Raw genomic sequence first — 21,002 nt, 5'->3', positions numbered from 1 at the left:
TCGAGGCAGATCGCACAGGACGGAGGGAGGGGCATCGATGAAGCGCGTGACGCACGTACCTGACGCACGTCGCTCCGACGAGGACCCCCTCGAGGTCGAGGGCACCTCCGACGCCGAGCTGATCTCCGCCGTACGCGGCGGCGACCTGGAGGCCTACGGCCACCTGTTCGAGCGCCACGTCGAGGCCGCCCGTCGGCTGGCCCGCCAGCTCGTCCCCGGCCTGGACGCCGACGACCTGGTCTCCGACGCGTTCGCGAAGGTGCTCGCCGTGCTGCAGAACGGCGGCGGCCCCGACCTGGCCTTCCGCGCCTATCTGCTGACCGCGATCCGCCGACTGCACGTCGACCGGATCCGGAGTGGGTCCAAGCTCCAGACGACCGACGACATGTCGCCGTACGACCCGGGTGTGCCGTTCCACGACACCGCCGTCGCGGGCTTCGAGAACGCCACCGCCGCGAAGGCCTTCGCCTCGCTGCCCGAGCGCTGGCAGCAGGTGCTGTGGCACACCGAGGTCGAGGGCCAGAAGCCCGCCGACGTCGCCCCGCTGCTCGGGATGAGCGCCAACTCCGTCTCCGCCCTGGCCTACCGCGCCCGCGAGGGCCTGCGCGAGGCGTTCGTGTCGATGCACGCCGCCGAGGCGATCGAGGACGCCTGCGCGGTGACCCGCTCCAACCTGGGCGCCTACATCCGCGGCGGCTCCTCGCGCCGCGACGCGGCCAAGATCGAGGGTCACCTCCAAGGCTGCCGGGAGTGCACCGCGATCTACCTGGAGCTGACCGAGGTCAACTCCAACCTTGGTGCCGTGCTGGCACCGCTCCTGCTCGGCACCGCGGGCGCCGGCTACCTGGCCGCGGCCCACCTCGGGGCGGCCGCTGCGGCCAAGGGCGGCGTGGTGCTCGCCTTCGGGCGCGCCAAGGACTGGGTGCTGCACCACCCGTTGGGCAGGACTACCGGTGGTGCCGGCGTCGCTGCCGCGGCGGTGATCGCCGTCGCGCTCGGCCTGCACGCCACCTCGGGGCCCTCGACCACGCCCGACAGCGCCCTGACCGCGCCCGCCCCGACCACGCCGCCGGTGACGGCGCCGCAGACCCCGCCGTCCTCGACCACCGCGCCGCCCTCGAGCGCGCCGACGCTGCCCGCCGTGGTCCGCCCGCCGGTCACGCCGGCCGCGGTCGTGACGCCGACCAGCCCGAGCACGACGCCCGCCACCCCGGCGGCCCCGACGGCGGCCGTCACGGTGACACCGCTGGCAGCGGTCCAGGTGCCCTCGGGCTCGGCCTCGGTGTCGATCGACCTCGGCGCCGGTGTCGAGCACCCGGCCGGCACCACCCTGGTCGTGCGCTCGGCGAAGATCACCGGCTCCACGCCGCACGGGCAGGTCCGGATCGGCTCGACCGCGACCCGGGTCAGCGCCCGGATCGCGCTGCGCACCTCCACCTCGACGATCACCTACACCCCCGACCCGTCGTGGCGCGGCACCGAGACGATCGCGTACGTGCTCGGCGACGGCCAGGGCTCGCGTGCCTCGGGCACGGTGAAGGTGACCACCCCCAACCGGGCGCCCGTCGCCGTCGACGACCACATCGAGCTGCACGCGGTCTACGCCACCGCCGCTGCGGTGACCCTGAACCTGCTCGGCAACGACTCCGACGCCAACGGCGACACGCTGCGGATCGTCGGCGTGAGCGCCGCCACCGGGGGCGGCGGCAGCGTCGCCCTGGTCGGCGGCCAGGTCCGCTACACCCGACCCGTGTGGAGCGTCGGCCAGGTCAGTGACCGCACCGACACCTTCACCTACACCGTCAGCGACGGCCACGGCGGCACCGCGACCGCACGGGTCACGGTCGTGGTGGGCCTCAACCCGAACACCGCCCCGGTGGCGAGCGACCAGCAGGTCAGCACGCACTGGAGCACCCCGGTCACCCTCACCCCGCAGGCCAGCGACCCCGACGGCGACGCGCTCAGCCTGAGCGTCACCGACGGTGCCCACGGCACGGCGACGCTGAGCAACGGCGTCATCACGTACACCCCGTCGTCGGCGTACGTCGGCACCGACACGTTCCACTACACCGCCGGCGACGGCCACACCAGCACGACGGCCACGGTCACCGTGACCCTGACCAACGCGCACCCGGCCGGCGGCGACTCCACCCCGATCGCCATCACCGACACCGGCACCGCCTCGATCACCGTGCCCGCCACCGACGCCGACGGCGACCCGCTGACGATCAGCGACGTCAGCGGGGCGACGCAGACCGGGCGGACCCTGACCTGGGACGCACCGTTCGGGGTGAACAGCACCCACACCATCGGCTACACCGTCAGCGACGGGGTCAGCAGCGCGCAGGTCACCGTCCCGGTGACGGCCACCCGCCCGAGCGCCACCGTCTCGATCGACTCGACCCACCCCGCGTCCACGGACTCGGTGGAGAAGCACCACTTCAAGATCGTCGGCCTGCCCAGCGACCACAGCGTGCGGGTCCGGATCGAGCTCACCGGCGGCGGGACGCCGGCCCAGAACAGCTCCGAGGGCGGCGCCTCGTGCACCACCCTGGCGACCAGCCCGACGTTCATCGTGGAGTGCACGGTGACCTCCGGCAGCGACTTCTACCACCTCGACTTCAACCCCGTCGGGACCTGGTCGCTGGACGTCACCGCCACCCCGCTCGACTTCGACGGCCCGGTCGTGTCCTTCCACCGCCCGTCCTGACGTGACCCCCGCTCGCTACCCTTGGGCGGTGACTCCCTGGCCCGCACCGCATGCGCACCGACCGATCAACGCCACCGTGACGCTGCCCGGATCGAAGTCACTGACCAACCGTGCCCTGATCCTCGCCGCGATCGCCGACGGCCCGTCGCTGGTCCAGGGCGCGCTGCGCTCGCGTGACTCGCTGCTGATGGCCGCCGCCCTCACGGCGCTCGGCGCCACCGTCGACACCAGCGCCGAGGACTGGGCGGTCACCCCCGCGCCCTTCGACCGCGACGCCGGCATCGACGTCGGCCTGGCCGGCACCGTGATGCGCTTCGTGCCGCCGATCGCCGCGCTCGGCACCGGCGCGGTCGCCTTCGACGGGGACGAGCACATGCGCCAGCGCCCGGTCGGGGAGATCCTGTCGGCACTGCGCCAGCTCGGCGTCGCCGTCGACGGCGAGGCACTGCCGTTCACGCTGCGAGGCTCCGGTGCGGTGCACGGCGGCACCGCCACCATCGACGCCAGCACGTCCTCGCAGTTCGTCTCCGCGCTGCTGCTGGCCGGTGCCCGCTACGACCACGGCGTCGACCTGCGCCACGTCGGCCCGCCGATCCCGTCCCAGCCGCACATCGACATGACCCTGGAGATGCTGCGCGAGCGCGGCGTCACGGTGCACGTCGAGGAGGAGCGCTGGGTGGTCGAGCCCGGCCCGATCGCCGCGGTCGACACCCGGATCGAGCCCGACCTGTCCAACGCCGCGCCGTTCCTCGGCCTGGCCGCCCTGACCGGTGGCACCGTCACGGTGCGGCACTGGCCCGCGGCCACCACCCAGCCCGGCGACGAGCTGCGCGACCTGCTGGCCCGGATGGGCTGCACCGTCACCTTCGGCGCCGAGGGCCTCACCGTCACCGGCCCCGAGCGCGGCACCCTCCAGGGCCTGGTCGCCGACCTGCACGCCGTCGGCGAGCTCACCCCGGCGATCGCGGCGCTGTGCGCCCTGGCGACCACCCCCAGCCGGCTGACCGGCATCGCGCACATCCGCGGCCACGAGACCGACCGGCTCGCCGCCCTGGCCACCGAGCTCAACGCCCTGGGCGCCCAGGTCACCGAGCTGCCCGATGGCCTGGAGATCACCCCGGCCCCGCTGCACGGCGGCGTCTTCCACACCTACGCCGACCACCGGATGGCCCATGCCGGCGTCCTGATCGGCGCCCTCGTCGACGGCGTCGAGGTGGAGAACGTCGAGACCACCTCCAAGACCTTCACCGACTTCGCTCCCTTCTGGGCGAGCCTGTTCGAGGACTGAGGCGAGGCGATCCGATGGCGCGCAACAACGCCCGGTACTCCACCGAGGACATCGAGCACTACGACCGTCCTCGTCGGCGGACCCGGCCGCGCACCAAGGATCGCCCGACCTACGACGACGCCCTGGACGGCCTCGTTCTGACCGTCGACCGCGGCCGCTTCACCGTGATGGTCGAGGGCCGCGAGATCTGGGCGGTCAAGGCCCGGCCGCTGGGCCGCAAGGGGGTCGTGGTCGGCGACCACGTCCGGGTGGTGGGCGACACCTCGGGGGTCGACGGGGCGCTGGCCCGGATCGTCGAGGTCCGCGAGCGCAGCACGATCCTGCGTCGCACCGCCGACGACGACGACCCGATCGAGCGGGTGATCGTCGCCAACGCCGATCAGCTCGTGGTGGTGACGGCGCTGGCCGATCCGGAGCCACGGCACGGTCTCATCGATCGCGCCCTGGTGGCGGCGTACGACGCCGGCATGTCGCCGCTGCTGTGCCTGACCAAGGCCGATCTCGCCGACCCCGAGACGCTGCTCTCGACGTACCGCAGCCTCGGCGTGCCGTGGGTGGTGACCAGCAACGTGCATCCCCGCAGCGACGGCGAGACCGACATCTCGGACCTGCGCGAGAAGTTGGCCGGCCGCACCTCGGTGCTGCTCGGCCACTCCGGGGTGGGCAAGTCCACCCTGGTCAACGCGCTGGTCCCCGACGCCGAGCGGGAGACCGGCAAGGTCAACGCGGTCACCGGTCGCGGTCGGCACACCTCGACCTCGGCGCTGATGCTGGCGCTGCCCGGTGGCGACGGCTGGATCATCGACACCCCCGGCATCCGCTCCTTCGGCCTGGCCCACGTCGAGCCCGAGCACCTGATCGAGGCCTTCCCCGACCTCGACGAGATGACCGAGGACTGCCCTCGGGGCTGCACCCACGGCGTCGACGAGCCCGAGTGCGGGCTCGACGAGGCGGTCGAGCGTGGTGAGGCCGATCCGGAGCGGGTCGACTCCTTCCGCCGCCTGCTGGCCGCACGCTCGGTCACCGACTACTAGGCTGAGCACCGTGGTGGACTACACGGACGACCTGCGGCTGGCACACCTGCTCGCCGACGACGCCGACTCGATCAGCAGTGACCGGTTCAAGGCTCTGGACCTGCATGTGATGACGAAGCCGGACCTGACCCCGGTCAGCGACGCCGACCGCGCCGTCGAGGAGTCCATCCGTCGCACCCTGGCCAAGGCCCGCTCCCGTGACGCCATCACCGGCGAGGAGACCGGCACCACCGGCACCAGCTCGCGGCGTTGGATCATCGATCCGATCGACGGCACCAAGAACTACGTCCGCGGCGTCCCGGTCTGGGCGACCCTGATCTCGCTGGCCGTCGAGGACGAGGTCGTGATGAGCGTCGTCTCGGCCCCCCAGCTGGGCAAGCGCTGGTGGGCGAGCACGGGCCAGGGCTCGTGGAGCGGCAAGTCCCTGATGAAGGCCTCGCAGCTGCACGTCTCCGACGTCCGCCGACTCGACGACGCCTCCTTCGCCTACTCCTCCCTGAACGGCTGGGAGGAGCGCGGCAACCTCGACGGGATGCTGGCCCTGATGCGCCGGGTGTGGCGCACCCGCGGTTTCGGTGACTTCTGGTCCTACATGCTGCTGGCCGAGGGTGCTGTCGACATCGCCGCGGAGCCGGAGCTGGCCCTCTACGACATGGCAGCCCTGGTGCCGATCGTGACCGAGGCCGGCGGCACCTTCACCTCCCTGGACGGTACGCCGGGCCCGTGGGGCGGCAACGCCGTGGCGACCAACACCCACCTGCACGAGGCGGCGCTCTCCTTCCTCGGCTCCTCCTCGGCCACCGACGACCCCGACGAGCCGACCACCGGCCCCGGCACAGTCACGCCCCTGCACGGCCGCTGAGCCGCCCGCAGCGAGTCCGCCGCACCGGGCCCTCGGACCCAACCCGTAGGGTTGTCCCATGAGCCAGAAGCCTGAGATCGAGTTCGTCGACCCCACCCCGCCCACCGACCTGGTGATCACCGACCTGGTCGAGGGTGACGGCGAGGAGGCCGTCGCCGGCAAGACCGTCTCCGTGCACTACGTCGGCGTCGCGCTGAGCAGCGGCGAGGAGTTCGACGCGTCCTACAACCGGGGCACGCCGCTCCAGTTCCGCCTGGGCACCGGCCAGGTCATCAAGGGCTGGGACGACGGCGTCCAGGGGATGAAGATCGGCGGCCGCCGCCAGCTCGTCATCCCGCCGCACCTGGGGTACGGCAGCCGCGACCTGGGCGTGATCAAGCCCAACGAGACCCTGATCTTCGTGGTCGACCTGCTCGGCGTCAGCTGAGCAGTCCGCCTCACCGGGTTGACTGCTGGTCCAACGCTCGCCCGACCACAGTCGGGGAGCGTTGACCAGCAGTCACCCCACCCAGGGCGCCCACCCAGGGCCCCCACGCCCTACCAGGGCAGGTTGTCCTCGAACGTCTCCCCGTCGACCGGGGTCGCGAGCTGACTGCCCAACTGCACCACGTCGCCGATGCCGAGCTGGCGACCACGGCGGGTCTCGACCTCGCCGTTGACCAGCACCTCGCCCGCGGCGATGACCTCCTTGGCCCGGCCGCCGTTGTCGACCAGGTTCGCCAGCTTGAGGAACTGCCCCAGCCGGATCACGTCGCCGTTGATCGGAACGGGGTCGGCGGCGGGAGCCTCGGGCTCTGCCTCGATCTGCTTCTTGCGGCGGTTGAACAACGGCATGGGCGCTATTGGATCATGCGCCGATGAGAACGCTCACAGCGTGGATGCCCACACCGACCAGGCCACCCACGATGGTGCCGTTGATCCTGATGAACTGCAGGTCGCGACCGACGTGCAGCTCGATCTTCTCGGCTGCCTCCTGGCCGTCCCAGCTCTCGATCGTGTGGGTGATGATCGCGATCGCCTCCGAGCCGTAGCGCTCCACGATGAAGACCGCCGCGTCGCTGGCCAGTGAGTCGAGCCGCTCCTGCAGCGCCTGGTCGGCGACCAGGGTGCGGGCGAAGCCGGAGAGCTCGGCGGCCAGCCGGTCGCGGACCTCGCTGTCGGGGTCGCGCAGGGCGCCGGTGAGGGCGTTGCGCAGCGCGTTCCACACCGAGATGCTCGAGGCCAGCACCTGCGGGTGGGCGAGCCAGCGCTCCTTGAGCCGCTCGGCGCGCTCCTGGGTCTCGGGGTCGCTCTGCAGGCTGGTCGCCAGCTGGGCCAGCCAGGAGTCGAAGGCCTGGCGTGCGCGGTGCTGCGGGTCGTCACGGATGTCGGCGACCCAGATCACCATCTCGCGGTGCAGGCGGCTGGCCACGCCGTGGTTGAGCGCCTGCGGCGACCACCACGGTGCCCGCTCCTCCAGCACGTCGGTGACCGTGTCGGGGTTCTCCAGCAGCCACCCGTGCAGCTCCTCGAGCGCTAGGTCGACCAGGCCGCGCTGCAGGTCGTCGTCGACGGCGTCGGCCAGCAGCCCGCCGAGGATCGGGGCGAACGGCTCGGCGGCCAGCCGGGGGAAGACCGCCTCGCCCAGCAGCGCCTCGACATGCTCGTCACGGACCCGGGCCAGCCCGGCGGCGGCGACCGTGGAGACCTCGTCGACCACCCGGCGGGCGTTGGCCGGCTGGTTGAGCCAGCGGGCCAACCGCAGCGACGGCGTCGCGCTCTCGATCCGCTCGCGGATGATGTCGGCCTGGAGGAAGTTCTCCCCCACGAACGTCTCCAGCCCGTGGCCGAGCTCGTCCTTGCGCCGCGGGATCAGGGCGGTGTGCGGGATCGGCAGCCCGAGCGGGTGCCGGAACAGGGCGGTGACGGCGAACCAGTCGGCGATCGCACCGACCATCGAGGCCTCGGCCCCGGTGTTCACGTAGCCCCAGAAGCCGTCGCGTCCGTTGGTCAGCACGAAGACCACCGCGGCGAGCACCAGCAGCCCGGTCGCCAGCGACCGCATCCGGCGCAGGGCGCGGCGTCGCTCCCGGTCCCCCTCGCTGGGCACGGAGATCCCTCTCACCGCGCCGGCGGTCTCGGAGCGATGACGGGTGGTCGGCCGCACGGGCTGGGCTGGCTGCACAGTGCGATTCTGCCGGGTCCTTGGCAAGGTGAGAGGATGCGGGCCATGTTGCGCACTGTCGTCACCTTCGGAACCTACGACGTCTTCCACGTCGGGCACCTGCGCATCCTGGAGCGCGCCGCCGAGCTGGGAGACCGTCTCGTCGTCGGCGTGTCGGCCGACGCGCTCAACATCTCCAAGAAGGGCCGGGCCCCGGTCTTCTCCGAGTCCGAGCGGATCGCGATCGTCGGCGCGATCAAGGGCGTCGACGAGGTCTTCGTCGAGGAGAGCCTCGAGCTCAAGCGCCACTACCTGGAGAAGTACGCCGCCGACGTCCTGGTGATGGGCGACGACTGGGCCGGCCGCTTCGACGAGATGAGTGACATCTGCGAGGTGGTCTACCTGCCGCGCACGCCCGCGATCTCCACGACCGCCCTGATCGAGAAGATCTCCCAGGTCTGACCCGGAGGGCTCACCGAGCCTGACGCGGCCCCGGCACCTCTTCGATCACCGAGGTGCCGGCCTCGCCTGAGGACCACTGCCAGGTCTCGTGCAGCCGGATCCGGCCGTCCTCGAGCACCTCGGGGACCGAGGTGCACTGACCGCTCTGCAGCTCGCCGTCAACGGTGAGCTGGTGGTAGCGGAACTCGAGCCGCCCGGCGTCGTCGGCCAGCCCGATCAGGTGGCCGGTGAGGATCCGTCCACCCTGGTACGCCGAGGTCACCACGCTGCGCCGCTGCCGGTAGCGGAAGAGCGTCTCCTCGGAGACCTCCGCGTTCGCAGACGTGGTGACCGGCCGGAAGATCCGACCGTCGTAGTCGATCACGGCGAGAAGGCTAGCGAATCAGGCCGGCAGGTTCGGCGCGGCCGTGGAGAGCTCCACGAAGATCACGCCGTCGCGGATCTCCACGGCGTGGGTCCGCACCGGCTTGGTCGCCGGCAGGGTGGCCTCACCGGTGCGCAGGTCGAAGGTCGCGGAGTGGATCGGGCACTCCACCAGGCAGCCCTCCAGCCACCCCTGGGACAGCGGTGCCTCCTGGTGGGTGCAGGTGTCGTCGATGGCCAGCACCTCACCGTCCTCGGTGTGGAAGACAGCGATCGGGACCTCGCCCTCGGGCACCAGCCGGATCCCCTCCCCTGCCGGAATCGTGGCGAGCGGGGCAACCTCGATGTACGTCACGTCCGCCATCCTCGCAGGCACCTCTAGACTTCTGCCCCGTGACCCGCCCCGAGTTCGTTCTCACCATCGACTGCCCCGACGCCCCCGGCCTGATCCACGCTGTGGCCGGCTTCGTTCTGGAGAAGTCCGGCAACATCTTGGAGAGCGAGCAGTTCAACGACCCCGACTCGGGCCGCTTCTTCCAGCGGGTGCACTTCTCCACCCTCGACGACGCCGTTACCGAGGCCGTCCTGCGCGCCGGCTTCGCCCCGATCGCCGAGCGCTACGAGATGGCCTGGGCGCTGTGGGACGCCACCACGGCGTACCGCACGCTGCTCCTGGTGAGCAAGGAGGGGCACTGCCTCAACGATCTGCTCTTCCGCTGGAGCACCGGCAACCTGCAGATCGAGATCCCCGCCATCGTCTCCAACCACCTCGACCTCAAGCCGTTCGCCGACCACTACGGCATCCCCTTCCACCACATCCCGGTGACGAAGGAGACCAAGGCCGAGGCCGAGGCGAAGCTGATGAGCCTGGTCACCGAGCTCAAGATCGACCTGGTCGTGCTGGCCCGCTACATGCAGATCCTCTCCGACGACCTGTGCCGCCAGCTCGAGGGCAAGGCGATCAACATCCACCACTCGTTCCTGCCGAGCTTCAAGGGCGCCAAGCCCTACCACCAGGCCTGGGAGCGCGGCGTGAAGCTGGTCGGGGCGACGGCGCACTACGTCACCGCCGACCTGGACGAGGGCCCGATCATCGAGCAGGACATCATGCGGGTGGACCACCGCGCCTCGGCCTCGGCGATCGTGGCCGCCGGCAAGGACGTGGAGGCGCAGGTGCTCTCCCGGGCGATCCGGTGGCACTCCCAGACCCGGATCCTGCTCAACGGCCACAAGACCGTCGTCTTCCGCTGACCTGGAGCCGGGTGCGGCGGCGCGGCGCGACTGAGCAGGCCGAGAGGGCCGCTCAGAGGCAGCCGCCGCCGAACCCGACCGCGGCGAACCCGGCCAGGTCGCCGGCGCCGTACTGCGTCTGCGAGCGCGAGGTGAGGTAGGCCGACATCACCTGGGACGTGTCCCGGGTGTGGTCGAGACCGACCACGTGCCCCATCTCGTGCATCAGCACGAAGCCGAGGGTGCGACCGCGCCCCATCCCGGTGCGCAGCCTCTCGGTCCTGTCGATCACCAGTCCCCCGGCGACGTACTGCTGCGCATACCGGGTCGGGCTGAGCTGGGCGATCTGGCTCCACGAGCCCGAGATCGCCACCGTGGAGCCGCGCAGCTGACGGACCTTCTTCGGACTCGCCCAGGCGATGGTGAAGCCGTACGACGGCATCCCCGCCACGTTCGTCCCCGTCGCGAACGGCACCCCGCGCGAACGCCCGGCGTAGCGGAAGGTGAGGCCGGTGGCGGCCTGGACCTGCGCCAGCGCCTGCCGGACCGTGGTCATCGCGCCACGGGGCATCCCGGCGGTGTTCACGTAGTACGGCACCGGCGTGCAGGGGTTCCAGCGGGCGTGGCCGTCGGGCAGCAGCCGGTAGGAGCGTGCCGAGCCGCGCGGACGGTAGGGCGTGGGCACCGCCACCCTGAACGGGGCCGTCGCGGCGGCCGCGCTGGTCGCCGTGGCGGCCGTGGAGATCCGCCAGGTGTGGGTGCCGTACGCCGACGTCGGCACGCTCACCGCATAGCTGCCCGCGGCGTTGGCCGTGGCACTGCTGTAGGTCGACCATCCCGTCGGCGTCTGGAGCTCCAGGGCGACCTTGGCCCCACCGACGCCGGTGAGGGGCTGGAGCACCGCCTGGAGCAGCGAGAGCACGATCCCGCCGACCTGGGCGAGCAGTCCGCCGGCCGGGGCCTGGACCCGGCCCGAGGCGGTCACCGGGGTGTTGGCGGCCACCGTACGGGTGCCGCTCACGCCGACGCTCAGCGTGGTCGAGGGCACCGTGGTGTCGGAGGACCCGGCCGCTGCGACCGCCGGGTGCGGTGCCCACAGCAGCACCCCCGCCAGCAGCGAGAGCGCCAACGTCGTACGGACCGGTGTGGCACCCACACTGGTCTAGTCGGCCGGCGCGTGCTCCGTCTGAGTCGTTGCGCCGCCCGGGTGCGCTCAGGTCAGCAGCGGCAGGGAGACGGTGACGGTGGTGCCGCGGCCGAGCTTGGACTGGATCCCGACGGCGCCGCCGTGGGCGTGCGCGATCCGCTCCACGATGGACAGCCCCAGGCCGGTGCCCGGACGGGCCTGCACGGCCGGGTCGTGGGAGCGGAAGAACTCGGTGAAGAGCTGCTCCTGGTCGGCCTCGGAGATCCCCACCCCCTCGTCGCGTACGACGATCTCGGCAAGGCTCTCCCCACTGTGCAGCTCGACGTCGACGACGGAGCCGGTGGGGCTGTACTTGATCGCGTTGCTGATCAGGTTCTGCACCATCCGCAGCAGCTGGCCCTGGTCACCCCTGACCGTGATCGGCGAGGCGGACTGGTCGAAGCGGACCTCGACGTCGGCCTCGGTGGCGATCGGGGTGAGCAGCTGGCGGCACTCCTCGATCACGTCGGCGAGCACCACCCGGTCGCGGTTGCCGAGGCTGAGCAGCTCACCGGCACGGGCCAGCACCAGCAGGTCGTCGACGACGCCCTCCATCCGCTCGGCGCTGCGCATCACCAGGTCGATCACCCGGGCGGTCTCGGCCTGGGACATCTCGCCCTCACGGAGCAGGTCGAGGTGACCGAGGATCGAGGTCAGCGGGTTGCGCAGCTCGTGCGCGACGGTCCCGATCAGCCGGTTGCGGAACCCGTCGGTGCCACGCATGTCGGCCAGGAAGCGCAGCTGGCGGGCCTGGTGTCGGGAGTCCTGCGGGTCGCCGACGGCGTCACCGCCCGACCGGTCAGCGGTCGAGTCGTCGACCCCTCGCGCCATGAAGGCCCCCCATTGAATGCGTGATCCCCACCTCCGAGCCGGTCCCAGGACCAAAGTCTACGCCGATTGTGGCGTGCGGAGGCCCGAACCGCGACTCAATGTGACAGTCGAGCGAGGAAGTCCCGGGTCGCCTGCTCGCGCGGATGGTCGAAGATCTGCTCTGGGGTCCCAGACTCGACGATCCGGCCACCGGCGAGGAAGACCACCCGGTCGGCCACGCGCCGGGCGAAGCCCATCTCGTGGGTCGCCATCAGGATGGTCGAGCCGCCGTCCTTGAGCTGGCGGACCAGGTCGAGCACGTCGCCGACCAGGACCGGGTCCAGTGCCGAGGTGATCTCGTCGAGGAGGAGCAGCTCGGGGTCGGTGGCGATCGCACGCACGATCGCGACCCGCTGCTGCTGGCCGCCCGAGAGCCGGTCGGGGTAGGAGCCGGCGTGGTCGGCCAGGCCGATCCGCTCCAGCAGCGCCCTGCCGGTCGCCTCCGCCGTCGCCTTGGGCACCTTGGCGACCTTGCGGGCCGCCAGCGTGACGTTGTCGAGCACCGACAGGTGCGGGAAGAGGTTGTAGTGCTGGAACACCACCCCGATCCGGGCACGGACGGCGTCGACGTCCTGGCGCGGGTCGGTGATGTCGTCGCCGTCCAGGAAGATCTGGCCGTCGTCGATCGGCTCCAGCAGGTTGATCGTCTTGAGCAGCGTGGACTTGCCCGAGCCCGAGGCGCCGATCAGCACCACGACCTCGTGCCGGGCCAGCTCCAGGTCGATCCCCTGCAGGACGGCGGTCTCGCCGAAGGACTTGGCCAGGCCGCTGATCCGCAGCGCGGGCCCGGCGGTGCCGGCGCCCTTGGTCGGGGTGGACGGGGCGGTGCTCACACCGCACCTCCGATCTGCTCACGTCGGCGGGCCCGGGCCGTCAGGGCGTCGGTGAGCCGGATCAGCGGCCACGACATCGCGACGAAGAGCAGGCCGGCGACGACGTACGGGGTGAAGTTGTAGGTGGAGGCGACCTCGATCTGGGCGGCGCGGACGGCGTCGACGGCGCCGAGCACGGAGATCAGGCCGACGTCCTTCTGCATCGCGACCAGGTCGTTCATCAGGGCCGGGGTCACCTTGCGGATCGCCTGCGGCATCACGATCATCCGCAGGGTCTGGCCGTAGCTCAGCCCGAGCGAGCGGGCGGCGAGCCGCTGGGAAGGGTGCACCGCCTCGATCCCGGCACGGAGCACCTCGGCGACGTACGCGCCGTAGGTGATCACCAGCGCGATCGTCCCCCAGACGTACGACGGCACCCGGCCGGTCAGGCCGAGGCCGGGGACGCCGAAGCCGACCAGGTAGAGCACGATCAGGAGCGGGATGCCGCGGAAGAGGTCGGTGTAGGCCGCCGCCAGGAAGCGCACCGGGGCGAGCACGGCACCGCGGGTGGTGCGGGCGATCGCGACCACCGAGCCGACGATGCCCACGGCGATCACGGCCACGACCAGGACCCGGATGTTGAGCCACAGCCCGCGCAGCACGTCGGGCAGCACGTCCCAGCCGTACTTGACGTCGAAGAACGAGTGCCGGACCTCGTGCCAGCCGGGGCTGTTGATGATCGCGACGGCGGCGACCGCGGCGAAGACGAGGGTGCTGAGCAGGCTGATCAGCACCGAGCGGCGCCGCTGCCGGGTCCGGTAGCGGCGCCGCTCGAGCTCGACGGTCGAGACCGTCGTGGTGACGGGTGAGGTCACTTCAGGACCGGGGCGCCAGCCGAGTCGGTGAGCCACTTCTTGGCCAGCTCGGTGAGCGTGCCGTCAGCCTGGAGGGCGTCGACGACCTTGCTCACCGCGGCGGTGAGGTCAGAGCCCTTGGCCAGCACGATGCCGAACTGGTCGCCCCCGTCGGTGCCGGAGAGCTGACCCACGACGACGCCGTTGTCGAGCTCGGCCGCCGCCAGGTAGAGCGCGGTCGGCAGGTCGACGGCGAGCGCGTCGACCTGGCCGGCCTTGAGCGCGGCGACGCTGTCCTGGACGCTGTTGAAGTTCTGGATCTTCTGCTTCGGGTCGATCTCGGCCTGCGCGGTGTCCAGCGAGGTGGTGCCCACGGCGCCGCCGAGCAGGGAGTCCTTGAGGCCGGCCAGGGTGGTGGCGTCGGCGCCCTTGTTGCCCTTGATCGAGACGATCGCGGTCGGCGTCGTGTAGTACGGCGTGGAGAAGTCCACGGCGTTGCGACGCTTGTCGGAGATGGTGAACTGCTGCAGGTTGAGGTCGAAGTCCTTCGGGCCCGGCGCGATCGCGGCGTCGAAGGTGGTCCGCTTCCACACCACCTGGTCGGCGGAGAACCCGAGCTTGGCGGCCACCGCGTAGGCCACGGCGGACTCGAAGCCCTTGCCCGACTCCGGCTTGTTGTCCTCCACCCACGGGGAGTACGCCGGCTCGCCGGTGGCGATGGTGAGCTTGCCGCTCACCATCGTCTTCAGAGCGCTCGACGTCGTGGACTCCTGGCCGGAGGCCTTGGTGCTGGTGTCGCTGCCGCTCCCACAAGCGGACAGGGCCACCACGGCCACGGTGGTGGCGACGGCAGCGATGGCTCGGGTCAATCGCATGTTCTCTCCTTGGGTTGAGGCACCCAGTCAGTTACGGTCCAGTGTCGGTCCGGCTGCATCATCCCACCCCGCGGCGGGTTCACCGTCGTCGGGCGAGCACCACGGCGTCCTCGAGCACCGCCGGGTTCCCCTCGGCGTCGTGCACGCCCCGAGCGCGGTCCTCGGCGACGAGGATCTCCCACTGCGTCGGATCGAGGTCGAGGCGACGTACCTGCTCGGCGGCACCGATCAGCTCCTGGTCAGGATCGGCCTCGTGGGTGTGGTCGTGCTGGTGGAACGTCGACCACGGCGGCGGTGCGGCATGGCCCACCACCAGCAGGTGCCCGCCGGGGGCGACAGCAGCGGCGGCACGCTGCAGGGCGGCGGTGCGACCGAAGGCCACCGGCGAGTGCAGGAAGGCGGCGCTGACCAGGTCGTACGCCGTCTCCGGCTGCCACTGGGCCAGGTCGACGGTGCGGAAGTCGATGGCGAACCCCAGGCGCTCGGCCTCGGCACGGGCGCGGGCGATCGCCGTCGCGGAGAGGTCGACGCCGGTCACCGTCCAGCCGTGGCGGGCGAGCCAGACCGAGTCCCCGCCCTCGCCGCAGCCCAGGTCCAGCGCGGTCCCCGGAGCGATCCCGTCCAGGGTCACCGAGACCGCCTGATTGACCTTCCCGGACCAGATCTGGGCCTTCTCGCCGTACTTGTCCTCCCAGAACCTGGTGGCCTCGTCGATGGCCTCGTTCGGGGTCCCGTGGGTCGCCTCTGTCATGGCTCCAGATTACTGATTGGTAACGGCGCCGACCCGGGTGCCTGGCCGAAACATTGGCCACCTACGATCCCTCAGTGCTTGAGGCCCCCTTCCCTTCCGACATCGCTTCCGTTCCGGGCCGTCCCGAGGTCGACGTCCTCGCCTATTTCGGCGACGATCCGACCCGTCTCTATCAGTTGAAGCAGTGGCTTCCGGTGCTCGAGATCCTCGACGAGACCCACCCCGTGGGCATCCTGACCCGCGACCCCGAGACCGCCGACCTGACCCGTGAGCTGACCGGGCTTCCGGTGCTGTGCGCCCCCGAGTTCGACCAGATGCACGAGCTCCTGCCCGAGCTCGACGCGAAGGTCGCGGTCTACTGCAACAACTCGATGCGCAACTTCCAGTCCCTGATCGACAGCCGGATGCTGCACGTCCACATCAACCACGGCGAGTCCGACAAGCAGTCGATGGTCTCCAACAACGCGAAGGCCTACGACCGGGTCTTCGTCGCCGGCGAGGCGGCCGCGCAGCGGATCGAGCGCGGCCTGATCGCCTTCGACAGCACCAAGCTGGTCCGGATCGGGCGCCCGCAGCTCGACCTCCAGCCCGAGCCGCAGATCGCCGAGTCCGAGCGCACCACGGTGCTCTACGCGCCGACCTGGGAGGGCGACGCCGACTACAACGACTACAGCTCGGTCGACGCCTTCGGTGAGCAGATCGTGCGGGCGGTGCTGGCCCAGCCCGACGTCCGGCTGGTCTACAAGCCGCACCCCAAGGTGGCCACCTCGCTGACCCCGCGGATCGCCGAGGGCCACCGGCTGCTGCTCGACCTGATCGCCGAGGCCGCCCAGGCCGACCCCGCCGCCGGCCACACCGCCGTCGTCGAGGGCGACATCCTGGCGCTGATGGGTCGCTGCGACGCGATGATCACCGACGTCTCCTCGGTCGGTCTGGACTGGCTCTACCTGCGCACCGACAAGCCGATCCTGATCACCGACCGGCACCACGACGCCGACACCCTGCGCCGGGAGGTGCCGGTGAGCCGGGCCGCCGACGTGATCGACGTGGACTCGATCGGCTCGCTGCCCGACCTGCTCGCCGACCGGCTGGCCCACGACGAGCACCGGATCGCCCGGGCCGCGATGCGCCACCACTACTTCGACGACGTCCGGGTCGGTGAGTCCACGCACCGGTTCTGCGCCGAGATCGACGCGCTGTGCGTGCTGCGTGACGAGCTGGTCGGCGTCGAGCCGAGCGTCGAGGACGCGGTCACGGCCTGAGCGCCCGCTCGGTGCCCTCACCCCTGCCGCGATACCGTCACCTCATGGCTGCCACCACTCCCGCCGCGACCACCACCGTCCAGCTCGGCCTCGCCGTCGGAGGCCTGCTGCGGACCTGGTCCGCCGAGGGCACCCGGCTGTGGCACATGGACAACGACGGCATCCTCGCCGCGGTGCAGGGCACCGGGATGCTGACCCGGGTCGAGCGGGGCCCGGGACGGTTCCGTGAGGTCGCCGAGCTCGACGAGAGCGACCCGGCGAGCCCGGCCCTGGTGCTGCCCAGCGGCTCCCGGGTCCGGCTGAGCCCCGTCAGCGGCTCGGTCTCCCCGCGGGCCGAGGCGCCGCAGGAGTTCGTCCGCGCGATCAACCAGGCGCTGCGCCACGTCGCCGAGACCTTCGAGTTCCTCGTCGTCGAGCTCGGCGGCACCGACGCCCCCGACGTGCCGTACGCCTTCTTCGCGCTGCACGTCGACGAGGAGGGCCGTCAGCTCTCCACCGTCGAGGTCTGCCCGCCGCCGGCGCAGAGCGACCTGTGGTCCGAGCACCTCACCCCGGGCTCGGACGTGGTCTCGATCAGCGCCCCGGCCTCGGCCGGGGCGCTCGACATGGCGCCGTACTACCTCGCCGACGCCGTCCCGGGCTGGGGCATCCTGCCCTGGGACATCGCGCTCACCTTCGGTGTGCGCGATCAGAAGAGCTGATCGAGGCGGCGGTAGGAGGCCTCCATCCCCTCCGTCATCCCGGTCTGGAGCACGATGTCGCGCAGCTGCTCCGACGGGTAGGTGATCACCAGGCTCAGCAGGGTGCCGTGCTCCAGAGCGGTCAGGGTCATCTCGTTGAGGGTGGCCGGGCCCTCCAGGCCGATCATCGCCTCGGTGGTGACCGAGCGGTACGGCGCCTCCTCCTCGACCAGGGTGCCGACGAAGCCGAACCGGACCTGCGCCGAGGTCGGGTCGATCGGCTCCCACTCGTACTGGTAGCCCTCCCCCACGTCGGTGGCGATCTGGCACACCGGCATCGTCCAGCCCTCCGGGCCGAGCAGCCAGGTCCGCATCAGGGACGAGTCGTGGTGGGCCTCCCAGACCTGCTCCACGGTCGAGCGCAGCACCCGTGAGACCCGGATCTGGGTCTCGGTCAGGGTCTGGGACAGCACCTCGTCCTCGGGCGTGCTGGGCACCGGCAGGGCCAGCACCCCGTCGATCTGGCCCATCGCGGCACGGAGGCCGTCGATCATGCCGAGCTCGACCAGGCTGTCGAGCTCCTCGGCCGAGGCGAGGTGGCTCCTGACCCGGAGCCGGGAGCCGGAGCCGCGGCTCTCGAAGGAGAACTCCATCCGTGCGGTGGGCAGGTCCAGGTTGGGGCTGCCGTCGGCGAGCGCGAAGCCGTCACGGACCACGAAGCCGACGCCGGGGTCGACGCTGAGCCACTCCCACAGGCCCCGGGAGACCTGGCCGAGGTTCCCGGTCATCACGTAGTCGCTGCGTCCGCCCGCAGCGGCGTCGTGGCGCAGGAACGTGGCCGGCCAGTCCGGGGTGCCCCAGAAGCGTTCGAGCTGGCGCGGGTCGACGTACCCGTCCCAGAGCCGGGCCACCGGCACGTCGTAGTCGGCGACGACGGTCAGGGTGAGGGCGTCGCGGTCGGTGGCGACCTCGGTGATCGGCATGGGGCCTCCGGTGCAGGGGGTGCCCACCCTACGCCGGAGGCCGCCTCACGTCAGGCGTCGCCGGACTCGCGCGCGCCGCTCCACAGGTCGATGCCGCTCTCGACGGCGTGGGTGTCGATCCTGGCCAGCTCCTCGTCGGTGAACGCGAGGTTGGTCAGCGCACCCAGGCTGTCGCTCAGCTGGGCCGCGCTGCTGGCACCGACCAGCACCGAGGAGACGGCGTCGTTGCGCAGCGCCCAGGCCAGCGCCATCTGGGCCAGGGACTGGCCGCGCTCGGAGGCGAGGTCGTTGAGCGCCCGGATGTGCTCCAGGGCGGTCGGGGTGAGCAGGTCGGTCGACAGCGACTTGTCCTGGCTGGCGCGCGAGCCGTCGGGGATGCCGCCGAGGTACTTGTTGGTCAGCATCCCCTGGGCCAGCGGCGAGAACGCGATGCAGCCGGTGCCCAGGTCGCCCAGGGTGTCGAGCAGGCCGTCGGTCTCCACCCAGCGGTTGAGCATCGAGTACGACGGCTGGTGGATCAGCAGCGGGGTGCCGAGGTCGGCCAGCAGGGCCTGCGCCTTCCGGGTGAGGTCGGCGGAGTAGGACGAGATCCCGACGTACAGCGCCTTGCCGGACTCCACGATGGAGTGCAGCGCCCCCATCGTCTCCTCCAGCGGCGTGTTCGGGTCGGGACGGTGGTGGTAGAAGATGTCGACGTAGTCCAGACCCATCCGCTCCAGGGACTGGTCGAGGCTGGAGATCAGGTACTTGCGCGAGCCGCTGATGTCGCCGTACGGGCCGGGCCACATGTCCCAGCCGGCCTTGGAGGAGATCACCAGCTCGTCGCGCAGCCCGGCGAAGCTCTTGCGCAGATGGCGGCCGAAGTTCTCCTCGGCCGACCCGGCCGGCGGGCCGTAGTTGTTGGCCAGGTCGAAGTGCGTGATGCCCGCGTCGAAGGCGGTCTGGAGGATCTGGGCCTGGCGGTCGAAGGCGACGTCGTCGCCGAAGTTGTGCCACAGCCCGAGACTGATCGCCGGGAGCACCAGGCCGCTGCGTCCCACCCGCCGGTAGGGCATCGAGTCGTAGCGGTCGTGAGCGGGGATGTACGTCATGGCCCCATCCTCCCCCACGCGGTGGCCGCGCGGCCCTAAGGTGAGGGGGTGAGCCGTTCGGGGGTGCCACTGCGGGTTGCCATCGTGACGCCCCAGGAGGTGGTGGCACGGGGCCTGGTCGCCATGCTCGCCGACTACCCCGACCGGGTGGTCGTGACCGCCCTGTCCGGCACCCGCTCGCGGGCCGTCGGGGTCGACGTGATCGTCTACGACACCCTCGGCCTGCACGACGCCGAGGGCACCGGCGAGGACGAGCTGGACCACCTGCTGCACCGGACCGCGGCCAAGGTGCTGGTGCTGAGCCGGGACATGCGCCCCGACCTGCGCTCGCGGGCGCTGGCGATGGGGTGCGAGGCGTGGATCTCGATGTCGGTCCGCGCCCCCGAGATGGTCACGGCGATCGAGCGGACCGCGTTCGGGCGTCCCCTGCCCGAGCAGCCCGAGCGGCTCGGCGTACGGCATCAGCTGACGCCGCGCCAGGTCGACGTGGCCGCCCTGATCGCCCAGGGGCTGTCCAACCACGAGATCGCCGAGCGGCTCCATCTGAGCGAGAACACCCTCAAGAGCCACATCCGCGAGCTCTACCGCAAGATCGGGGCGGGCAGTCGCGGCCAGGCGGTGGCGTGGGCCCTCCAGCACGGTTTCTCCGGCCCGGATCGCTGAGCGAGCAGCCTCACCCTCAGGGGTGAGAGACAGGGCGAAATGACTCACCCATCGGGGTCACATCTCCCCCGGCGCCTTGTCGCTCCGCAGGCGCTGGAGAACAGTGGAGACATGTCCAGCACAGTGATGATCATCCTCGTGATCGCGGTCATCCTGGCCGCGTGCTTCCTCCTCGCGTGGTACGTCGAGGCGCACCGCGCGAACCGTCACACCGACCACTCCCGTCACGTCCGGGAGGTCCCGTCAGCCCCACATGCGGTCCACCACGGCAAGCATGTCGAGCACGACGAGACCGTCGACACCGAGCGCCTGCACAGCGACGAGGAGCAGTTCAGTGACATGTCCATCGATCCCCGAACCCGCATGAGGTGAGACAGATGCGCACCACCACCTGGGCCTTCGCCGCCGGAGCCGTCGTCGGCTACTACCTCGGCAGCCGCCCGCGCACGCAGGCCGTCGCCGAGATCAAGCACGCCACCGGCGTCGGGGTCCGGTTCGTCTCCGACCGCGTCCAGCAGGTCAAGGAGGCCCGTGCCACCTCCACCGACGGCTGGACCGACCTGAGGCCGCCGGCTGCGGGATCGGACGGCACCGAGACCCTGCTCTACCCGCCGGCCTACGAGTTCGACCTCGACCCGACCATGACCACCGCCGACGACTTCCTCGACGAGGTCGGACGCGAGTCGTTCCCCAGCAGCGACCCGCCCTCGACCTGGGCCGGCTCCGACGATTCCTTCCCCCGGGGCGCCAGGCACTGAGCCGGCCTCGCTGTGTGATCGCCACGACGGCGACCCACGAACGGGGCCCGATCCGCACTGCGGATCGGGCCCCGTCTCTGTCTCTGACCTGTCTGTGACCTGTCTGGTCCTCGCCCGGGGGCGAG

24 protein-coding genes are annotated in these 21,002 nt (G+C 71.3%); 12 read left to right on the top strand and 12 right to left on the bottom strand.

Annotation, left to right across the window (positions count from 1 at the left end; all coding sequences use genetic code 11):
* The first annotated feature begins 46 nt into the window (after nt 1-46).
* From Q1V88_RS08200 to Q1V88_RS08180, 5 genes are read left to right on the top strand one after another with little or no spacing between them, the layout of a single operon-like run.
* Nucleotides 47-2,710 carry a sigma-70 family RNA polymerase sigma factor gene (locus Q1V88_RS08200; RefSeq protein WP_300680327.1) on the top strand — a complete coding sequence of 888 codons (2,664 nt, stop codon included), beginning with the start codon at nt 47-49 and terminating at the stop codon, nt 2,708-2,710.
* 28 nt (nt 2,711-2,738) lie between these two features.
* Nucleotides 2,739-3,998 carry a 3-phosphoshikimate 1-carboxyvinyltransferase gene (gene aroA / locus Q1V88_RS08195; RefSeq protein ID WP_300680324.1) on the top strand — a complete coding sequence of 420 codons (1,260 nt, stop codon included), beginning with the start codon at nt 2,739-2,741 and terminating at the stop codon, nt 3,996-3,998.
* A gap of 14 nt (nt 3,999-4,012) precedes the next feature.
* On the top strand, nt 4,013-5,032 hold the full coding sequence (rsgA, locus tag Q1V88_RS08190) for a ribosome small subunit-dependent GTPase A (protein ID WP_300680323.1): 1,020 nt from the start codon (nt 4,013-4,015) through the stop codon (nt 5,030-5,032).
* A 10-nt stretch (nt 5,033-5,042) separates the two neighbouring features.
* On the top strand, nt 5,043-5,894 hold the full coding sequence (hisN, locus tag Q1V88_RS08185) for a histidinol-phosphatase (RefSeq protein ID WP_300680321.1): 852 nt from the start codon (nt 5,043-5,045) through the stop codon (nt 5,892-5,894).
* Between the two features lie 58 nt (nt 5,895-5,952).
* Complete coding sequence (locus tag Q1V88_RS08180) at nt 5,953-6,321, top strand: FKBP-type peptidyl-prolyl cis-trans isomerase (protein ID WP_300680319.1); 369 nt, start codon at nt 5,953-5,955, stop codon at nt 6,319-6,321.
* A gap of 110 nt (nt 6,322-6,431) precedes the next feature.
* On the opposite strand, the gene Q1V88_RS08175 is transcribed toward Q1V88_RS08180, so the two are convergent.
* Together Q1V88_RS08175 and Q1V88_RS08170 are read right to left on the bottom strand one after the other, a co-directional pair.
* Nucleotides 6,432-6,656, bottom strand: a complete 225-nt coding sequence (locus Q1V88_RS08175; protein WP_300680364.1) for an RNA-binding S4 domain-containing protein — start codon at nt 6,654-6,656, stop codon at nt 6,432-6,434.
* Between the two features lie 85 nt (nt 6,657-6,741).
* Nucleotides 6,742-8,058 (bottom strand): DUF445 domain-containing protein, encoded by a 1,317-nt coding sequence (locus Q1V88_RS08170; protein ID WP_300680317.1) that lies wholly within the window; start codon nt 8,056-8,058, stop codon nt 6,742-6,744.
* Nucleotides 8,059-8,103: 45 nt separating this feature from the next.
* Between Q1V88_RS08170 and Q1V88_RS08165 the strand changes: the two genes are divergently transcribed.
* Nucleotides 8,104-8,499 (top strand): adenylyltransferase/cytidyltransferase family protein, encoded by a 396-nt coding sequence (locus Q1V88_RS08165; RefSeq protein WP_300680315.1) that lies wholly within the window; start codon nt 8,104-8,106, stop codon nt 8,497-8,499.
* Between the two features lie 10 nt (nt 8,500-8,509).
* Here the strand turns inward: Q1V88_RS08165 and Q1V88_RS08160 are convergent, their stop codons facing one another.
* Both Q1V88_RS08160 and Q1V88_RS08155 read right to left on the bottom strand, forming a co-directional pair.
* Nucleotides 8,510-8,863, bottom strand: coding sequence for a hypothetical protein (locus Q1V88_RS08160; protein WP_300680313.1), 354 nt, complete (start codon nt 8,861-8,863; stop codon nt 8,510-8,512).
* Nucleotides 8,864-8,881: 18 nt separating this feature from the next.
* Complete coding sequence (locus tag Q1V88_RS08155) at nt 8,882-9,217, bottom strand: bifunctional 3-phenylpropionate/cinnamic acid dioxygenase ferredoxin subunit (RefSeq protein ID WP_300680312.1); 336 nt, start codon at nt 9,215-9,217, stop codon at nt 8,882-8,884.
* A gap of 38 nt (nt 9,218-9,255) precedes the next feature.
* On the opposite strand from Q1V88_RS08155, the gene purU reads away from it, so the two are divergent.
* Nucleotides 9,256-10,113, top strand: coding sequence for a formyltetrahydrofolate deformylase (purU, locus tag Q1V88_RS08150; protein ID WP_300680311.1), 858 nt, complete (start codon nt 9,256-9,258; stop codon nt 10,111-10,113).
* Nucleotides 10,114-10,165: 52 nt separating this feature from the next.
* On the opposite strand, the gene Q1V88_RS08145 is transcribed toward purU, so the two are convergent.
* The 6 genes from Q1V88_RS08145 to Q1V88_RS08120 all read right to left on the bottom strand — a co-directional run bounded on the left by Q1V88_RS08145 (nt 10,166) and on the right by Q1V88_RS08120 (nt 15,440).
* Nucleotides 10,166-11,248, bottom strand: coding sequence for a matrixin family metalloprotease (locus Q1V88_RS08145; RefSeq protein WP_300680309.1), 1,083 nt, complete (start codon nt 11,246-11,248; stop codon nt 10,166-10,168).
* 57 nt (nt 11,249-11,305) lie between these two features.
* A complete protein-coding gene (locus tag Q1V88_RS08140; RefSeq protein WP_300680307.1) occupies nt 11,306-12,109 on the bottom strand; it encodes a HAMP domain-containing sensor histidine kinase in 804 nt (267 codons plus the stop codon).
* Between the two features lie 95 nt (nt 12,110-12,204).
* Nucleotides 12,205-12,981 carry an amino acid ABC transporter ATP-binding protein gene (locus Q1V88_RS08135; protein ID WP_300680305.1) on the bottom strand — a complete coding sequence of 259 codons (777 nt, stop codon included), beginning with the start codon at nt 12,979-12,981 and terminating at the stop codon, nt 12,205-12,207.
* Nucleotides 12,978-13,835 carry an amino acid ABC transporter permease gene (locus Q1V88_RS08130; RefSeq protein WP_300680303.1) on the bottom strand — a complete coding sequence of 286 codons (858 nt, stop codon included), beginning with the start codon at nt 13,833-13,835 and terminating at the stop codon, nt 12,978-12,980. The genes Q1V88_RS08135 and Q1V88_RS08130 overlap by 4 nt, the downstream gene beginning before the upstream one ends.
* Complete coding sequence (locus Q1V88_RS08125) at nt 13,832-14,689, bottom strand: ABC transporter substrate-binding protein (RefSeq protein ID WP_300680302.1); 858 nt, start codon at nt 14,687-14,689, stop codon at nt 13,832-13,834. The genes Q1V88_RS08130 and Q1V88_RS08125 overlap by 4 nt, the downstream gene beginning before the upstream one ends.
* Before the next feature lie 79 nt (nt 14,690-14,768).
* Nucleotides 14,769-15,440 carry a class I SAM-dependent methyltransferase gene (locus Q1V88_RS08120; RefSeq protein WP_300680300.1) on the bottom strand — a complete coding sequence of 224 codons (672 nt, stop codon included), beginning with the start codon at nt 15,438-15,440 and terminating at the stop codon, nt 14,769-14,771.
* A 74-nt stretch (nt 15,441-15,514) separates the two neighbouring features.
* Here Q1V88_RS08120 and Q1V88_RS08115 point away from each other — a divergent pair, with 74 nt between their 5' ends.
* Nucleotides 15,515-16,702, top strand: a complete 1,188-nt coding sequence (locus Q1V88_RS08115) for a CDP-glycerol glycerophosphotransferase family protein (RefSeq protein ID WP_300680298.1) — start codon at nt 15,515-15,517, stop codon at nt 16,700-16,702.
* A 44-nt stretch (nt 16,703-16,746) separates the two neighbouring features.
* Nucleotides 16,747-17,403 (top strand): hypothetical protein, encoded by a 657-nt coding sequence (locus tag Q1V88_RS08110; protein ID WP_300680297.1) that lies wholly within the window; start codon nt 16,747-16,749, stop codon nt 17,401-17,403.
* Here the strand turns inward: Q1V88_RS08110 and Q1V88_RS08105 are convergent.
* Complete coding sequence (locus Q1V88_RS08105; protein WP_300680295.1) at nt 17,391-18,365, bottom strand: SRPBCC family protein; 975 nt, start codon at nt 18,363-18,365, stop codon at nt 17,391-17,393. The genes Q1V88_RS08110 and Q1V88_RS08105 overlap by 13 nt on opposite strands.
* Nucleotides 18,366-18,415: 50 nt before the next feature.
* A complete protein-coding gene (gene mgrA / locus Q1V88_RS08100; protein WP_300680293.1) occupies nt 18,416-19,456 on the bottom strand; it encodes an L-glyceraldehyde 3-phosphate reductase in 1,041 nt (346 codons plus the stop codon).
* Between the two features lie 48 nt (nt 19,457-19,504).
* Here mgrA and Q1V88_RS08095 point away from each other — a divergent pair, with 48 nt between their 5' ends.
* The 3 genes from Q1V88_RS08095 to Q1V88_RS08085 all read left to right on the top strand — a co-directional run bounded on the left by Q1V88_RS08095 (nt 19,505) and on the right by Q1V88_RS08085 (nt 20,877).
* Nucleotides 19,505-20,119: a response regulator transcription factor gene (locus tag Q1V88_RS08095; protein WP_300680291.1), complete on the top strand. Its 615-nt coding sequence runs from the start codon at nt 19,505-19,507 to the stop codon at nt 20,117-20,119.
* Nucleotides 20,120-20,230: 111 nt separating this feature from the next.
* Nucleotides 20,231-20,491, top strand: coding sequence for a hypothetical protein (locus tag Q1V88_RS08090; RefSeq protein ID WP_300680289.1), 261 nt, complete (start codon nt 20,231-20,233; stop codon nt 20,489-20,491).
* 5 nt (nt 20,492-20,496) lie between these two features.
* Nucleotides 20,497-20,877, top strand: coding sequence for a hypothetical protein (locus Q1V88_RS08085; protein WP_300680288.1), 381 nt, complete (start codon nt 20,497-20,499; stop codon nt 20,875-20,877).
* The last annotated feature ends 125 nt before the right edge of the window (nt 20,878-21,002 follow it).

The organism is Nocardioides sp., from assembly GCF_030150155.1.
Classification (GTDB): domain Bacteria; phylum Actinomycetota; class Actinomycetes; order Propionibacteriales; family Nocardioidaceae; genus Nocardioides.
This window is presented reverse-complemented; position numbering and strand designations above follow the sequence as displayed.

Coding starts and splice junctions, on each gene's coding strand:
- mgrA (WP_300680293.1), bottom strand. CDS start 19,456: ATGACGTACATCCCCGCTCACGACCGCTACGACTCGATGCCCTACCGG.
- Q1V88_RS08125 (WP_300680302.1), bottom strand. CDS start 14,689: ATGCGATTGACCCGAGCCATCGCTGCCGTCGCCACCACCGTGGCCGTG.
- Q1V88_RS08180 (WP_300680319.1), top strand. CDS start 5,953: ATGAGCCAGAAGCCTGAGATCGAGTTCGTCGACCCCACCCCGCCCACC.
- Q1V88_RS08105 (WP_300680295.1), bottom strand. CDS start 18,365: ATGCCGATCACCGAGGTCGCCACCGACCGCGACGCCCTCACCCTGACC.
- Q1V88_RS08090 (WP_300680289.1), top strand. CDS start 20,231: ATGTCCAGCACAGTGATGATCATCCTCGTGATCGCGGTCATCCTGGCC.
- rsgA (WP_300680323.1), top strand. CDS start 4,013: ATGGCGCGCAACAACGCCCGGTACTCCACCGAGGACATCGAGCACTAC.
- Q1V88_RS08110 (WP_300680297.1), top strand. CDS start 16,747: ATGGCTGCCACCACTCCCGCCGCGACCACCACCGTCCAGCTCGGCCTC.
- Q1V88_RS08165 (WP_300680315.1), top strand. CDS start 8,104: ATGTTGCGCACTGTCGTCACCTTCGGAACCTACGACGTCTTCCACGTC.
- Q1V88_RS08085 (WP_300680288.1), top strand. CDS start 20,497: ATGCGCACCACCACCTGGGCCTTCGCCGCCGGAGCCGTCGTCGGCTAC.
- Q1V88_RS08120 (WP_300680300.1), bottom strand. CDS start 15,440: ATGACAGAGGCGACCCACGGGACCCCGAACGAGGCCATCGACGAGGCC.
- Q1V88_RS08140 (WP_300680307.1), bottom strand. CDS start 12,109: ATGGCGCGAGGGGTCGACGACTCGACCGCTGACCGGTCGGGCGGTGAC.